Source organism: Loktanella sp. PT4BL, assembly GCF_003201935.1.
In the GTDB taxonomy this organism is placed as follows: domain Bacteria; phylum Pseudomonadota; class Alphaproteobacteria; order Rhodobacterales; family Rhodobacteraceae; genus Yoonia.
In genome coordinates, this window is the sequence record NZ_QJJL01000003.1 from 536,624 (window position 1) to 550,787 (window position 14,164).

General features: G+C 59.2%; 14 protein-coding genes. 6 read left to right on the forward strand and 8 right to left on the reverse strand.

All coding sequences use genetic code 11. From position 1 onward, the window contains the following. Positions 1-59 precede the first annotated feature (59 nt). Positions 60-479 carry a CAP domain-containing protein gene (locus C7964_RS12505; protein WP_110279975.1) on the forward strand — a complete coding sequence of 140 codons (420 nt, stop codon included), beginning with the start codon at positions 60-62 and terminating at the stop codon, positions 477-479. Here the strand turns inward: C7964_RS12505 and guaD are convergent. Beyond that, the gene (gene guaD / locus C7964_RS12510; RefSeq protein WP_110280259.1) at positions 476-1,768 is read right to left on the reverse strand and encodes a guanine deaminase; all 1,293 of its coding nucleotides are present in this window, start codon (positions 1,766-1,768) and stop codon (positions 476-478) included. The genes C7964_RS12505 and guaD overlap by 4 nt on opposite strands. A gap of 100 nt (positions 1,769-1,868) precedes the next feature. On the opposite strand from guaD, the gene mgtE reads away from it, so the two are divergent. Next, the gene (mgtE, locus tag C7964_RS12515) at positions 1,869-3,242 is read left to right on the forward strand and encodes a magnesium transporter (protein ID WP_110279976.1); all 1,374 of its coding nucleotides are present in this window, start codon (positions 1,869-1,871) and stop codon (positions 3,240-3,242) included. Continuing rightward, a complete protein-coding gene (locus C7964_RS12520) occupies positions 3,242-3,781 on the forward strand; it encodes a 5-formyltetrahydrofolate cyclo-ligase (protein WP_110279977.1) in 540 nt (179 codons plus the stop codon). The genes mgtE and C7964_RS12520 overlap by 1 nt, the downstream gene beginning before the upstream one ends. 3 nt (positions 3,782-3,784) lie before the next feature. Here the strand turns inward: C7964_RS12520 and C7964_RS12525 are convergent, their stop codons facing one another. From C7964_RS12525 to C7964_RS12540, 4 genes are all read right to left on the reverse strand, one after another. Further along, a complete protein-coding gene (locus C7964_RS12525; protein ID WP_110279978.1) occupies positions 3,785-4,534 on the reverse strand; it encodes a YebC/PmpR family DNA-binding transcriptional regulator in 750 nt (249 codons plus the stop codon). A 72-nt stretch (positions 4,535-4,606) separates the two neighbouring features. Next, a complete protein-coding gene (locus C7964_RS12530; RefSeq protein ID WP_110279979.1) occupies positions 4,607-6,388 on the reverse strand; it encodes an SLC13 family permease in 1,782 nt (593 codons plus the stop codon). After that, positions 6,381-7,301, reverse strand: coding sequence for a DMT family transporter (locus C7964_RS12535; RefSeq protein ID WP_110279980.1), 921 nt, complete (start codon positions 7,299-7,301; stop codon positions 6,381-6,383). Before C7964_RS12535 ends, C7964_RS12530 begins: the two co-directional genes overlap by 8 nt. Further along, the gene (locus C7964_RS12540) at positions 7,298-8,113 is read right to left on the reverse strand and encodes a TIGR00282 family metallophosphoesterase (RefSeq protein ID WP_110280260.1); all 816 of its coding nucleotides are present in this window, start codon (positions 8,111-8,113) and stop codon (positions 7,298-7,300) included. Before C7964_RS12540 ends, C7964_RS12535 begins: the two co-directional genes overlap by 4 nt. 86 nt (positions 8,114-8,199) lie before the next feature. Between C7964_RS12540 and C7964_RS12545 the strand changes: the two genes are divergently transcribed. Further along, positions 8,200-9,102, forward strand: a complete 903-nt coding sequence (locus C7964_RS12545) for a DMT family transporter (protein WP_110279981.1) — start codon at positions 8,200-8,202, stop codon at positions 9,100-9,102. A 41-nt stretch (positions 9,103-9,143) separates the two neighbouring features. Here the strand turns inward: C7964_RS12545 and choV are convergent, their stop codons facing one another. The 3 genes from choV to choX are packed head-to-tail and all read right to left on the reverse strand — an operon-like array spanning position 9,144 to position 11,968. Beyond that, positions 9,144-10,157, reverse strand: coding sequence for a choline ABC transporter ATP-binding protein (gene choV / locus C7964_RS12550; RefSeq protein ID WP_110279982.1), 1,014 nt, complete (start codon positions 10,155-10,157; stop codon positions 9,144-9,146). Next, the gene (gene choW / locus C7964_RS12555; protein WP_110279983.1) at positions 10,154-10,987 is read right to left on the reverse strand and encodes a choline ABC transporter permease subunit; all 834 of its coding nucleotides are present in this window, start codon (positions 10,985-10,987) and stop codon (positions 10,154-10,156) included. The genes choV and choW overlap by 4 nt, the downstream gene beginning before the upstream one ends. Positions 10,988-11,044: 57 nt before the next feature. Then, positions 11,045-11,968 carry a choline ABC transporter substrate-binding protein gene (choX, locus tag C7964_RS12560; protein WP_110279984.1) on the reverse strand — a complete coding sequence of 308 codons (924 nt, stop codon included), beginning with the start codon at positions 11,966-11,968 and terminating at the stop codon, positions 11,045-11,047. 81 nt (positions 11,969-12,049) lie between these two features. Between choX and betI the strand changes: the two genes are divergently transcribed. Together betI and betC are read left to right on the forward strand one after the other, a co-directional pair. After that, positions 12,050-12,634, forward strand: coding sequence for a choline-binding transcriptional repressor BetI (gene betI, locus C7964_RS12565; protein ID WP_181417168.1), 585 nt, complete (start codon positions 12,050-12,052; stop codon positions 12,632-12,634). Further along, the gene (betC, locus tag C7964_RS12570) at positions 12,631-14,139 is read left to right on the forward strand and encodes a choline-sulfatase (protein WP_110279986.1); all 1,509 of its coding nucleotides are present in this window, start codon (positions 12,631-12,633) and stop codon (positions 14,137-14,139) included. Before betI ends, betC begins: the two co-directional genes overlap by 4 nt. The last annotated feature ends 25 nt before the right edge of the window (positions 14,140-14,164 follow it).

The following is a 14,164-nucleotide window of genomic DNA, read 5'->3' on the forward strand; positions in this document are numbered from 1 at the left end:
TGAAGATATTAGCCCTTTGTTGCGCTCTTGCTGTCATGGCTGCTTGCAATACTTCCTCAATGTCACAATCGACGACCATTCAGGTCTCTTCGTCTTCGTCGAGCTTTGGCGCAGGGTTCGCTGCAGACCTGAACTTGTTCCGTGCGCGGCAGGGGCTTGCTCCCTTGCAGGCAAATCCGGCATTGACCCGCGCCGCCCAAGCGCATGCCGAAGACATGGCGCGACGCGGTTATTTCTCGCATCAGGCCCCGAACGGGCCCAACGGGCGTAGCTTTGTGCAGCGGGCGCGTGCGGGTGGCTGTGCGATGCGCAGCGGCGCCGAGAATATCGCCAGTGGACAGCGGTCACAGGCAGAGGTTCTTACCGATTGGCAAAACTCGCGCGGCCATCGACGCAACTTGCTGGGGCGCAACTATACGCAATACGGGCTGGGCCGGTCCGGCAATGTCTGGGTGCTGAAACTGGCCGCAAGCTGCTAGCGCGCCTGCCTGACACCTGCGATCCACACGTCCCGCACCGCGCGGTCGTCGCCCATCATGATGGTCGGAAAAAGAGCATCCCAAATGTCGGCGGCACGGTCCGCACGTTGGCAAATGGCTGGCGTTGATTGCAGATTGAGGATCGTCAGATCGGCGGCAGCACCCGCGGCCAGATGCCCGATCTCGCCCGTCATTTTCAGCGCGCCTGCTGATCCTTCTGTGGCCAACCACATCAATTGCGCCGGATGCAGTGCCGTGCCCCTCAACTGCCCGATCTCATAGGCCGCCGCCATTGTGCGCAGCATCGAAAACGATGATCCGCCACCTGTATCTGTCGCAAGTCCCATGGACAGCGATGCTTTGGCAAGCCCCATCAGATCAAAAAGACCCGATCCGATGAAGGTGTTCGATGTGGGGCAATGCACAACCGCCGCGCCGACCTCTCTCAGGCGGTCGATTTCACGCGCCTCAAGATGGATCGCATGGCCATAAAGTCCGTTTTCGCCCAAGAGCCCATATGCCTCATAGGTATCCAGATAGTCGCGCGCCTGCGGGAAAAGATCGCGGACCCACGCAATCTCGGGCAGTTGTTCGCTCAGGTGTGTTTGCATCAGGCAGGTGGGGTGCTCAGCCCAAAGTGCGCCCAAGGCGGATAGTTGCGCGGGCGTGGATGTGGGTGAAAACCGCGGCGTGATCGCGTAATGCGCGCGCCCTTTGCCGTGCCATTTTTCCAAAAGCTTTTTGCTGTCGTCATAGGCGCTCTGGGCGGTGTCACGTAGGCTATCGGGGGCGTTCCGGTCCATGCAGGTCTTGCCTGCAATCACCGCCATATTGCGCGCGGCCGCTGCTTCAAAAAACGCATCCACGCTTTCGGGGTGAATGGTGCAGAAGCTTGTCAGCGTGGTTGTGCCATGGGCAATCGCCAGATCCAGCGTCTCGCCCGCCACCTGATCGGCATAGGCGCGATTCCCGAACCGCGATTCCTCGGGGAAGGTATAGGTGTTCAGCCAGTCAATCAGCTGCTTGCCCCAACTCGCGATGATGCCGGTTTGTGGATAGTGCATATGCGCATCAACAAAGCCCGCGCTGATCAGGTCATGGCCGTAATCTGTCACCGCCGCATCAGGGTGGGCGCTCCGCAGAGCGGGGCCATTGCCTGTCGCAATAATCCGACCGTGTTCGATCAGCACGCCGCCCGCGCTGTCAAATTGGACAGCATCCCGCCAGTTACCCGTCAACGGATTGCCAGAAAAACCGAGGGTCTGCCCCAAAAGTAAGTGCTTTGTCATATCGCGACCATATGAGTCCCCAAGAACGGGGTAAATCGCGAAAACCGCGTTGTGCCCCCGCTGCGAACGATTATGTTCACTACGCAACAAAGGATGCATCATGGCCGAAGCTGACCCCATCGACGACGAAGAAGCATTTGGTATCACCGACCGTCTGGTCAGTGAGGTCATGGAGGCTGTGGAGCGCGATGACGGGGCGTTCCTCACCGAAACGCTCGATAACATGCACCCTGCCGACGTGGCGCATTTGCTGGAACAGATCGACACCAAGGACAGGCGTGCGCTGCTGACGGCGTGGCCCGGAAACCTTGAGGGTGAGGTCCTCTCAGAGCTTGATGAGGAGCTGCGCGAAGAGGTGATCGGCCAGCTTGATCCGGAAGAGCTTGCCGATGCGGTGCGTGATCTGGAAAGCGACGATGTTGTCGATCTTGTCGAATACCTTGACGACACCCAGACAGAGGCGGTGCTGGATGCGCTGGATGCCAGCGACCGTGTGGTTGTCGAACAGGCGCTGTCCTATCCCGAAGAATCCGCTGGCCGTCACATGCAGTCGGAACTGGTGCGCGCGCCGGAACATTGGACCGTGGGCGAGATGATTGATTATCTGCGCTCGGATGTCGTGCTGCCCGACCAGTTCTATCACGTGATCCTGGTTGATCCCCGCCTAAAGGCGCTGGGCTATGTCACTTTGGGCCGTGTGCTGAGCCATCCGCGCGACACGCTGCTGCGCGACCTCAAGGAAGATACTTTCCGCACATTCCACGTTGAACAGGACGTGGAAGAGGTGGCGCAGGCCATCAACCACTATCACATGATCACTGCACCTGTGGTTGATGATGACGACCGGATCGTCGGTGTCATCACCATCGATGATGCGATGATGTTTCTTGAGGAGGAAGCCGAGGAAGACATCCTGCGTCTGGCCGGTGTCGGCGAAGGCAGCCTGTCGGATCGCGTGATCGCCACCACCAAGTCGCGTTTTCCGTGGCTGGCGGTAAACCTGTTGACCGCTATTTTTGCCTCGCTGGTGATTTCGCTCTTTGAAGAAACCATCGCGGGACTTGTGGCACTTGCGGTCCTGATGCCTATTGTCGCCTCTATGGGCGGCAATGCCGGCACCCAATCGCTGACGGTGGCTGTGCGTGCGCTTGCCACGCGCGATCTGACCACCGCCAACGTCTGGCGCGTGATCAAGCGCGAAGTCCTTGTGGGTCTGATCAACGGCCTGATTTTCGCGGTGGTGATGGGCGCAGTGGGGGTCGTCTGGTTCGGCTCGCCGATGCTGGGCGTCGTGATTGCTGTGGCGATGGTTATCAACATGGTTGTGGCGGGGCTGGCGGGAACCGTGATCCCTGTGCTTTTGGAAAAGATCGGTATCGACCCCGCCCTTGCCTCGGGTGCTTTCGTGACGACCGTGACCGATGTGGTGGGCTTTTTCGCCTTCCTCGGCCTTGCTGCGATGTGGTTGCTCTGATGGACAAATCCGCCGCCCGGACCGCTGCTTTTGCGCGACGCCAAGCGGCCCATAAGCCGCATATTGCTGCGGCCGGATATCTGAGCGAAGTGCTTGCCGGTTATCGCGGCGTGCCGCTGGCGGGCTATATGGCGATGCGCACCGAGATTGACCCGACCCCCGCCATGGAAGAGGCCGCAGCCCATGGGCCCGTCGGTGTGCCTGTCATTATCGGGGCAGGGCAGCCGTTGCAGTTTCGTCTGTGGGAGCCTGACTGCGCCATGATCAAGGGTGAATTCGGCGCAATGATCCCCGAGGCAGGGGATTGGATGATCCCGCAAATCCTGATTGTGCCGCTGGTTGCCTTCGACCGCAGGGGCGGGCGTCTGGGCTATGGGGGCGGGTTCTATGACCGGACGCTTGAAAAACTGCGCGCGGCGCAACCGACCATGGCGATTGGCTTTGCTTATGGCGCGCAGGAAGATGATGGTCTGCCGCTGGAACCGACAGACCAACCGCTTGATCTGATAGTAACGGAAACGGGCGTGATCACGCCCTAGCAGTCAGCTTTCCGAAAACGCCGCCATCACTTCATCCGAGGCTTCGAAATTGGCGGTCACGCGCTGCACGTCATCGTCTTCTTCCAGCGTATCAAGAAGCTTCATCAGCTTGGTCAGACCTTCAAGGTCCACTTCCGTGGTGATGTTGGGCTGCCAGATCAGCTTGGTGCTTTCGCTCTCGCCAAGCGCGGCTTCCAGTGCGTTCGCCACCTCGTTAAGGTCTGTGTCGGCGCAGATGATGACGTGGTTTTCGTCATCGCTTTGCACGTCCTCGGCACCTGCCTCGATCGCGGCCATCATCACGGTGTCGGCGTCACCCACAGAGGCAGGGTAAACAACCTGACCCTTGCGGTCGAACATGAACCCGACAGACCCTGTTTCACCAAGGTTACCGCCGTTTTTGGAGAAGGTCGACCGCACGGTGGAGGCCGTCCGGTTGCGGTTGTCGGTCATCGCTTCGACGATCACAGCCACACCGTTGGGGCCATAGCCCTCGTAGCGGATTTCATCATAGTTTTCCGCGTCGCCACCTTGCGATTTCTTGATCGCGCGGTCGATTACGTCCTTGGGGACAGAGCTTGATTTGGCTTCTTTGACAGCCAGACGCAGACGCGGGTTTTTATCAGGGTCCGGATCGCCCATTTTGGCGGCTACTGTGATTTCCTTGGCAAGCTTGGAAAACAGCTTGGAGCGCAGTTTATCCTGCCGTCCTTTGCGGTGCTGAATATTCGCCCATTTGGAGTGGCCAGCCATCGGAAAACCTCGTGTGATAAAGCCTTGATCTGCGCCTCTATACGGCAAGCACCACGGCCCCCGCAACCCCGTCTAGAGCGGCCAGATAAAGGGGATCACAAAAGAAACAATCGGCGCCAGCGACAGGTTCAGCGGGATGCCGAATTTCAGAAAGTCCGAGAATTTATACCCGCCCGGGCCGTAAACCAAAGTATTGGTCTGATAGCCGATGGGCGTGGCAAAGCTCGCACTGGCGGCAATCATGACAGCCACGACCAAGGGGCGTGGATCAACGCCAAGAGCGCTGGCCAGCCCGATGGCAATCGGTGTCATGACGACGGCGACGGCATTGTTTGACACAAGTTCGGTCAGGACACTGGAGAGCAGGTAGACAGACAGCACCACAAGGAAGGGCGGCATCACGAGCATGACAGGCGACAAGGTGTCGGCAATCATCTCTACGGCACCCGAGGATTGCAACGCCGAACCCACGCCCAGCATAGCGAAAATCAGCGCGAGCAGGCGGCCGTCCACATGGGAAAACGCCTCATCCGCGTCAATGCAGCCGGTCATCAGCACCACCGTGACACCCAGCATCGCGAGCATCAGGATCGGGGCCACGCCAAGGGCTGCAAGCGTGACAACGGCCAAAAGAACGCCAATCGCAACCGGCGCATGGCCACGGCGATAGGCGCGCTGGGATGCTTCGGACACATCGCCAAGGTTCATGTCCTCGGCCAGACGCTGGATATCTTCAGGCGCACCTTCCAGCAGGATTGTATCACCGACGCGAATGACAATATCGTCGATCTGCGCGCTGATGTTGGCGTTCCGCCGGTGCAAGGCCAGCGGATAAACCGCGTAACGCCGCCGCAGGCGCATTGATCCAAGCCGGCGATTCACCATCTTGCAGTTCGGCGTAATAAGGACCTCGACGGTCTTTGTCTCCACGGCGGACAGCTGGTCGACGCGCCGCAACTCCTTGTTGTTTTGCAGCGACAGAAGCTCGGTCATCTCGGTGCGCAACACGACGCGGTCGCCGACCTGGAGGGTCACATTCTTCAGATTGCGGCGCAGCGATTGATCCCCGCGCACGACGTCGATCAGGCGCACGCCATCCCGCTTGAACAGCTGCACACCCATGACTTCGCGACCGATCAGGTTGCTGTCGGGCGGGATGACGGCCTCGGAAAAGAATTTCTTCTTGGACCGGTCCGAGAGCATTGTCGCCATGCTCTGCCGTTCGGGCAGCAGGCGAGGGGCCATGAAATAGAGATATGTAAAGGTCCAGAGCACCACCACGACACCGATCGGGAAGATCTCGAGGATGCCAAATGGCGCAAGCCCCGACGCCCGCGCGACACCATCCACCAAGAGGTTTGTCGATGTCCCCAAAAGCGTCATGGTGCCGCCCACAATCGCGGCATAGCTGAGCGGGATCAGCAATTTCGATGCAGAGGTGCCCAACGACCGCGCGAGTTGGACAAAGACGGGGATCATCACAACAACCAGCGGTGTGTTGTTCATAATCGCACTTGCGACAGCGACAAAGACCAGCCCCCCGCCAATTGCACCTGCAGGGCTGACCTTGGCCTGCCGTTCTGCCAGTTGGGTCAGCGCATTCAGGGCACCGGTGCGCACCAAAGCGCCGACGATGATGAACATCGCAGCAATCGTCCAGGGGGCAGGGTTGGCAAGGGCGGCCACCGCCGCCTCATAGGGCAGCACACCCGTGGCCAAGAGGATCGACACCCCGATCATGGCGACCACTTCGGTGGGATAGATCTCGCGCAGGAACATGACAAACATGCCCAGCACAACGGCCATCGTCAGGATGGCGCTTTGCGTCTGCGTGAGGGACAGAAAATTATCCATGAACTTCAGTTTCGCCCAGTGGCTTTGGTTCAGCAAGCCGTGGCTGCACAAGGCTCAGCCCGATGGCCATGCACAAGAGCGCCAGCCAGACCCAGATACTATAGGTTTCGCCCAAGAGCACCATCGCCCAGAAGACCCCCGATCCGGTGACAACATAGCTGACTTGGCCAGCAAAGACCGATCCCGCGCGTGCAATGAGCCAGACGTAGCCTGCATAAACCAGCACATGCACAATTGAACCAACCAATAGCGCGAAATCCGCCATGATAAAGGGGGACGCCGGCACAAAGATCTGTCCCGACCCAACGGCTAGGGGCAGTGCGATCACTGTGCCAATGGCCGACGCCCCGAACAGGGCCTGAAACGGATCAAGACCCGCTGTGCCCCAGCGCGCGACGATGTTGCCTTCACAGGCGTAACAAAAGGGTGCGACAAGCGCCAAAGGCAGAAAGGCGATCATCGCCCGTTCCGGCAGGCTTGCCTCGGGCAGGGCGATCAGGCCGACACCGATCAGGCCAAGGCAAAGCCCCGCCAAACGGCGCAACGAGAAGTGGTCGTTGCCCAAAGCCAAAGCAATCGGAAAGGCCATCATCGGGATGGTGGCAATCACAATCGACATGATACCAGAGGGCAGATGAAAGGCCGCGCGATAGCTCGCTGTACCCGGAATAAGTGTGCCGATGGTTGCGATCATCAGCCACACTGCCACTGTTCTTGCTGAAACAGGCATCCGTCCGATCTGACGCCAACGGACAGCACCCAAGAGCATCGCACCAATCAGCATTTGCCAGAAGATGATGCCAAAGGGCTGATACCCTGCGGTCACCGTGATCTTGATCAACGGCGTCGTCAGCCCCCAACCACACCCCAGCAGCAACAGGAACCCTGTCAGCCGCGCCCGTTCAGACATCATGCAGGGCCCGCCTGTGACAGTCGCCCGCCCTGGCGTACCATTTCCACTCTGGTCGCCTTGCCTGTCATGTTGTCGGTCTCGACATAAAGGCCAGAGAGCGTCGCCTCTTCCGCCGCAGGGGTGAAGCGTGATTTCGGCATGCCAGTGATGAATCGGCGCAGGGGTTCGGTTTTTTCCATGCCGATAACAGAGTTGTAGTCACCGCACATGCCCGCGTCGGTCATATAGGCGGTGCCACCGGACAGGATCATCGCGTCGCCTGTGGGCACATGGGTGTGAGTGCCGACAACAATGCTCGCACGCCCGTCGCAGAAATGACCAACGGCCATTTTTTCGGAGGTCGCTTCGCAGTGAATGTCAATCAGGCTGGCCGCCACCTGACCGCCCATCGGGTACTGGCGCAAGACAGCGTCCAGCGCTGAAAACGGATCATCGAAGGGGCGTTTCATAAAGACCTGCCCCAGCACCTGCGCCACCAGCACCTTGCGCCCGCCGGGCGCGTTAAACACACGCGCACCGACGCCAGGGGCTGCTTTGGAATAGTTGATCGGACGGATAACCCGCTGTTCTTTTTCAATAAAGCCCAGCATGTCCTTTTGGTCGAACGCATGATCACCCAAGGTCACAACATCCGCGCCCGCATCCAGCAGCAGGTTCGCATGATCGCCCGAAAGCCCCATGCCGGAAGTGGCGTTTTCGCCATTCACTACCACAAAATCCAGCTTCCACGCGTCCCGTAAGCGGGGCAGGTGGGTGGTAATTGCAGCACGGCCCGCGCGGCCCATCACATCGCCAAGAAAGAGTATCTTCATGGAACCGTTGTTACGGGCCTTCCGCGTCTTCATCCAGCGGTTTTTGCGCGCTTGCCTTTGGTGCGCTCTGGTGCCACGGATAGCGCATGGCATCCCAAGCACAATCGCGCCCCGTTGTGGGCATCTTCTGGATGGTCTTTACCGGCCTGATGTTCGTGGCCGTCACAGCCGTGGTCAAACACGTGGGCGATGACGTGCCCGCCGCACAGGCGGCGTTTCTGCGCTATATTCTGGGGCTGGTGTTTCTGTTGCCGATGATCCGGCCCATTCTGGCGGCCCATCTGACGGGCCGGCAGAAAAAGCTGTTCTGGGCGCGGGGGGCTGTGCATACGCTGGCGGTGATCCTGTGGTTTTTTGCCATGGCGCGCATCCCCATCGCAGAAGTCACGGCGATGAATTATCTTTCGCCAGTTTATGTCTCTTTGGGGGCTGCGTTGTTCTTAGGTGAACGTCTGCCACCACGCCGATTGGCGGCCGTCATCATGGCGCTGATTGGTGCGATCATTATCCTGCGTCCCGGTGTGCGCGAGGTCGAAATCGGCCATATCGCGATGCTGGGCACGGCCGTGTTTTTTGCAATCGGCTATCTGATCGCCAAGCAGTTGTCAGGCGAAGTATCGGCCCCTGTCGTTGTCGGCATGCTGTCGATCACAGTGACCGTGGGCTTGGCCCCTTTTGCTTGGGCCGTCTGGGTGACGCCGACGCTGTCGCAAATGGGATGGCTGTTTCTGGTGGCCTGCTTTGCCACGGCGGGGCACTATTCCATGACGCTGGCTTTTGCCGCCGCGCCGCTGACCGTGACGCAACCGGTGACGTTCCTGCAACTGGTCTGGGCGGTTTTGCTCGGGGCTGTTGTTTTCGGTGAGGCCGTGGATGGCTGGGTCATCTTCGGTGGGGCCGTGATTATGGCCTCGGTCAGTTTCATCACGTGGCGCGAGGCTGTTGCGCGGCGCAACATCACGCCCGCTGTGCCTGCGACGAAGGTTTGATGCCTCCGGCGGAAGTTTGAAGGGACATGGAAAATGGGGGCCTAGTCCGTCTGCGGGCTGAGCCTTGCAAGCAGAGACGCCTGGGTGACGACGCCGATAGGCGCGCCATTTTCCGTGACCTGAAGACCGGTGCTGTCAATCCTGTCAATGATCTCCTGCACCGGTGTTTCCACATCAATCGCGGGCCCTTCTGCGGTGCCGTTTGTCATCACATCACGTGCGGTCAGCACGCCCAGCGGGTTCATATGGGCCACAAATTCCGCGACATAGCCATTGGCGGGGTTGGTGAAAATATCACGCGGGGTGCCACATTGGACAATCCGACCGCCTTCCATGATGGCGATGCGATTGCCGATCTTGAAGGCTTCATCCAGATCGTGGCTGACAAAGATGATTGTGCGCCCGCGTTGTTTTTGCAGTTCCAGCAGCTCGTCTTGCAGCCGCGTGCGGATCAGCGGATCTAGCGCCGAAAACGGTTCGTCCATCAGCAGGATCGGTGCATCGGTCGCAAAGGCACGTGCAAGGCCAACGCGCTGTTGCATCCCGCCCGAGAGTTCCCCCACCAGCGCATCTGCGCGGTCGGCCAGCCCCACCATCTCGAGTTCCTGATCGACGCGTGCGCGCCTTGCGGCGGGCTCCATCCCCGCCAGTTCAAGCCCGAGGCCCACGTTATCGCGCACGGTCCGCCATGGCAGCAGGCCGAATTGCTGGAAGACCATCGATACGCATTCCCGCCGCACCCGCCGCAGATCGTTGGGCGCACAGTTCACGACATCACAGGTCCAGTTGCCGTCAAAAATACGCACCGCGCCGCGGATCACGGGGTTCAGGCCGTTAACGGCGCGCAGCAAGGTTGATTTCCCCGAGCCCGACAGGCCCATCAGCACCAGAATTTCGCCCGCTTCGACATTCAGCGAACAATTGTGCACGCCCAGGATCTGATCTGTTTTTTCCCGAATTTCGGGGCGCTCAAGCCCTTCGTCCATGAGGGGCAGCGCGGTTTCCGGCCGTGCGCCAAAGACGATCGAGACGTTATCAAATTCAACAGCATTCATTTCGATTTCACCCGCAGCATCCGGTCCAGCATGATGGCGACAACGACGATAACAAAGCCGCTTTCAAACCCTAGTGAGGTATTCACCGTGTTCAGTGCGCGGATCACCGGCACGCCAAGTCCGCTGGCCCCGACAAGGGCAGCGATGACCACCATGGACAGCGACAGCATAATTGTCTGGTTGAGCCCTGCCATGATTTGCGGCATGGCCGAGGGCAGTTCGACCTTGAAGAGCACCTGGCGTTTGGTGGCACCAAAGGCCTGGGCCGCTTCCAAGAGTGGCGTGGGGGTCGAAGCAACGCCCAGATAGGTCAGGCGGATCGGTGCTGGCAGCACAAAGATGACAGTTGCGATCAGGCCGGGGACCATGCCGATGCCGAAAAAGACAATCGCCGGGATCAGATAAACAAAGGTCGGTAGCGTCTGCATCAGGTCCAGCACCGGCACCATCGCGCGATAGAGGCGCGGGCGATGCGCGGCGGCAATCCCCACAGGTACCCCGATTCCCATGCAGACGACGCAGGCCGAGAGCACAAGTGTCAGCGACTGCATGGTCTCTTCCCAGTAGTCCTGGTTCAGGATGAACAGAAATCCGACCACGATGAAGAGCGGTGTTTTCCAGTTGCGTTGCAACAGCCAAGTGAGGGCTGCAAAAGCGGCGATAATGAAGAAAGGATGTGGCGTTTCGAGCACCCAGAGGATCGCGTCGATCAGCGCTTCCATCGTGTCGGACAGCCAGTCAAAAAAGAAGCTTAGATTGTTGTTCATCCAATCAAATATGGATTTCGCCCATGCTCCAATCGGGATCTTGTTCTCCGTCAGCCAGTCCATGCCGCACCTTCCGTCTTAAATGCGACAGGCCCCGCGTGGGGGCCTGTCAAAGTCGTCTTACATGCCCAAGGCGGCGTTCACGGCTGTGACCGCGTCACCACCGTCTTTGGTGGTCACACCGTCGAGCCAGGCCACATAGGCACTAGGGTTGGCTTTCAACCATGCGGTCGCGGCATCCGCAGGGTCCGCACCGTCATTCAGGATCGCACCCATAATCTCGTTCTCCATGGCGAGCGAGAATTCAAGGTTGGTCAGCAGCGTGCCGACATTGGGGCAGCTTTCAACGTAACCTGCCGAGGTGTTGGTGAAGACGGTCGCGCCACCAAGGTTGGGGCCGAACCAGTCATCGCCGCCTTCCAGATAGGACATATCGAAGTTGGCGTTCATCGGGTGGGGTTCCCAGCCCAGAAACACAATCGGCTCATCACGGCCAGAGGCACGGTCGACCTGTGCGAGCATGCCCTGTTCAGAGCTTTCGACGACTTCAAAATCGCTCAGGCCGAATGCGTCAGCCGCGATCATATCCATGATCAGACGGTTGCCATCGTTGCCGGGCTCGATGCCATAGATCTTGCCCTCCAGCGCGTCCGCATTTGCCGCGATATCGGCAAAAGTGGCGATGCCCATGTCCGCGGCCGCGCGGTTCACAGCAAGCGTATATTTGGCACCTTCAAGGTTCGCGCGGACCGTATCGACAGTGCCCGCTTCACGGTAAGGTGCGATATCAGCTTCCATTGTGGGCATCCAGTTGCCAAGGAACACATCCACATCGCCTTCGGCGAGCGAGATATATGTTACAGGCACGGAAAGTACCTTGATGTCGGTGTCATAGCCGAGCGCTCCCAGTACGACAGTCGTCGCGGCTGTTGTCGCGGTAATATCGGTCCAGCCCACATCAGAGAAGGTGACGGTGTCACAGTCCGCCAAGGCCGGCGCGGCCGCGCAGATCGCCAGCACGGAAAGGGTTGATTTCAGTTTCATATCGTTCTCCCAGTTTTTTCTTGATTGACGAGTCAATAAAGAACCAATTATCTGCTTGGACACACCCATGAAGAGGAAAAGATGCCCAAGCTTGGAATGGAGCCTATCCGCCGCGCGGCCTTAGTGAAAGCCACGATTGACGAAATCGGTGCTGTCGGAAATCTGGACGTGACGGTAAGCAATATTGCCAAGCGTGCGGGCATGTCGTCAGCACTGGCGCATCACTATTTTGGCGGCAAGGAGCAGATCTTTCTGGCCGCCATGCGCCACACGCTCTCGGACTACAGACAGGAAGTATGCAGCGCGCTGAAGCGGGCCAAAGGCCATAAAGAGCGGCTTGAGGCGATTGTTCGCGCGGGGTTTACCGCAAGCAATTTCCAGCCCGAGGTGATTGCCGCATGGCTGAACTTCTATGTGCTGGCGCAGACATCCGCCAATGCCCATGCGCTGCTGCGCATTTATCAAAGACGGCTGCACAGTAACCTGCTGCACGATCTGCGCCCGCTTGTCGGTGATCGTGCTGAGGGGGCCGCGACACGAATCGCTGCACTGATCGACGGGCTCTACCTGCGGCAGGGACTGTCGCGGATGACGTCGGAACAGTCCGATGCAACGCGGCAGGCGCTGGCCCTTTTACACATTGAACTGGCAGGACGGACCCAATGACACACCCCAACATCCTGATCATCATGGTTGACCAGTTGAATGGCACGCTGTTTCCCGATGGGCCTGCCGATTGGCTGCATGCACCAAATCTCAAGGCACTGGCGGCACGGTCAACACGCTTTGCCAACGCCTACACGGCCTCTCCGCTCTGTGCGCCGGGACGGGCGTCGTTCATGTCGGGGCTGTTGCCGTCGCGGACGGGTGTCTACGACAATGCGGCCGAATTCACGTCATCCATTCCCACCTATGCGCATCATTTGCGGCGTGCGGGCTATCAGACCTGCTTGTCGGGCAAGATGCATTTCGTGGGTCCCGATCAGATGCACGGATTCGAGGAACGTCTGACCACCGACATCTACCCTGCTGATTTCGGTTGGACCCCTGACTATCGCAAACCCGGAGAGCGGATCGACTGGTGGTATCACAATATGGGTTCGGTCACCGGCGCGGGTGTGGCCGAGATCACCAACCAGATGGAGTATGATGACGAGGTTTGCTACAATGCAACGCGCAAGCTTTATGACCTCTCACGCGGGCATGACGCACGGCCCTGGTGCCTGACCGTCAGCTTTACGCACCCGCACGATCCCTATGTGGCGCGCAAGAAATACTGGGACCTATACAAAGACTGCGCGCATTTGATGCCACAAGTCGGACCAATCCCCTACGCCGATCAGGATGCGCATTCGCGGCGGATCCTTGATGCAAATGACCGCGATAATTTCAATATCACGGATGACGATATCAGGCGGGCGCGCCGCGCCTATTTCGCCAATATCTCCTATCTGGACGACAAGATCGGAGAGATACTGCAAACGCTTCAGGACACGCGGCAAGAGGCGACAATCGTCTTCGTGTCGGATCACGGCGACATGCTGGGTGAGAGGGGGCTGTGGTTCAAAATGTCCTTCTTTGAAGGCTCTGCACGCGTCCCCTTGATGATCGCGAGCCCTGATATGACACCGGGCCTGAACACGACCCCTGTCAGCACAATCGACGTGACACCGACGCTATGTGCACTGGCAGGCGTCGATATGTCCGAAGTCGCCCCCTGGACCACCGGCGAAAGCCTTCTCCCCCTCGGGCAAGGCGGTACCCGCGACGCGCCTGTCGCCTTGGAATACGCAGCCGAAGGCAGCGAAGCGCCCCTGGTCTGCCTGCGCTATGGCAAATGGAAATACACCCGCTGCGCGCTGGACCCTGATCAGTTGTTTGATCTGGAGGCAGATCCGCATGAACTGGTGAACCTCGCAGACGTCCCGGCCCATCAGGGCACGCTTGCACAGCTGCGCGCCAAATCCGAAACGCGCTGGGATCTTGCCACATTCGATGCAGCCGTGCGTCAATCCCAAGCCTGCCGCTGGGTGGTGTATGAAGCATTGCGCAACGGCAATTATTACCCGTGGGACTACCAGCCGCTGCAAAAAGCCTCCGAACGCTACATGCGCAATCATATGGACCTGAATGTGCTCGAAGAGAGCCAGCGCTTCCCGCGTGGTGAATAACCGCGTCTTTCCATGTCCCTTCAAA

Excerpts from the sequence above, each read along its gene's own strand:
- C7964_RS12505 (WP_110279975.1), top strand. The coding sequence starts at position 60 with ATGTCACAATCGACGACCATTCAGGTCTCTTCGTCTTCGTCGAGCTTT.
- guaD (WP_110280259.1), bottom strand. The coding sequence starts at position 1,768 with ATGACAAAGCACTTACTTTTGGGGCAGACCCTCGGTTTTTCTGGCAAT.
- mgtE (WP_110279976.1), top strand. The coding sequence starts at position 1,869 with ATGGCCGAAGCTGACCCCATCGACGACGAAGAAGCATTTGGTATCACC.
- C7964_RS12520 (WP_110279977.1), top strand. The coding sequence starts at position 3,242 with ATGGACAAATCCGCCGCCCGGACCGCTGCTTTTGCGCGACGCCAAGCG.
- C7964_RS12525 (WP_110279978.1), bottom strand. The coding sequence starts at position 4,534 with ATGGCTGGCCACTCCAAATGGGCGAATATTCAGCACCGCAAAGGACGG.
- C7964_RS12530 (WP_110279979.1), bottom strand. The coding sequence starts at position 6,388 with ATGGATAATTTTCTGTCCCTCACGCAGACGCAAAGCGCCATCCTGACG.
- C7964_RS12535 (WP_110279980.1), bottom strand. The coding sequence starts at position 7,301 with ATGATGTCTGAACGGGCGCGGCTGACAGGGTTCCTGTTGCTGCTGGGG.
- C7964_RS12540 (WP_110280260.1), bottom strand. The coding sequence starts at position 8,113 with ATGAAGATACTCTTTCTTGGCGATGTGATGGGCCGCGCGGGCCGTGCT.
- C7964_RS12545 (WP_110279981.1), top strand. The coding sequence starts at position 8,200 with ATGGCATCCCAAGCACAATCGCGCCCCGTTGTGGGCATCTTCTGGATG.
- choV (WP_110279982.1), bottom strand. The coding sequence starts at position 10,157 with ATGAATGCTGTTGAATTTGATAACGTCTCGATCGTCTTTGGCGCACGG.
- choW (WP_110279983.1), bottom strand. The coding sequence starts at position 10,987 with ATGGACTGGCTGACGGAGAACAAGATCCCGATTGGAGCATGGGCGAAA.
- choX (WP_110279984.1), bottom strand. The coding sequence starts at position 11,968 with ATGAAACTGAAATCAACCCTTTCCGTGCTGGCGATCTGCGCGGCCGCG.
- betI (WP_181417168.1), top strand. The coding sequence starts at position 12,050 with ATGCCCAAGCTTGGAATGGAGCCTATCCGCCGCGCGGCCTTAGTGAAA.
- betC (WP_110279986.1), top strand. The coding sequence starts at position 12,631 with ATGACACACCCCAACATCCTGATCATCATGGTTGACCAGTTGAATGGC.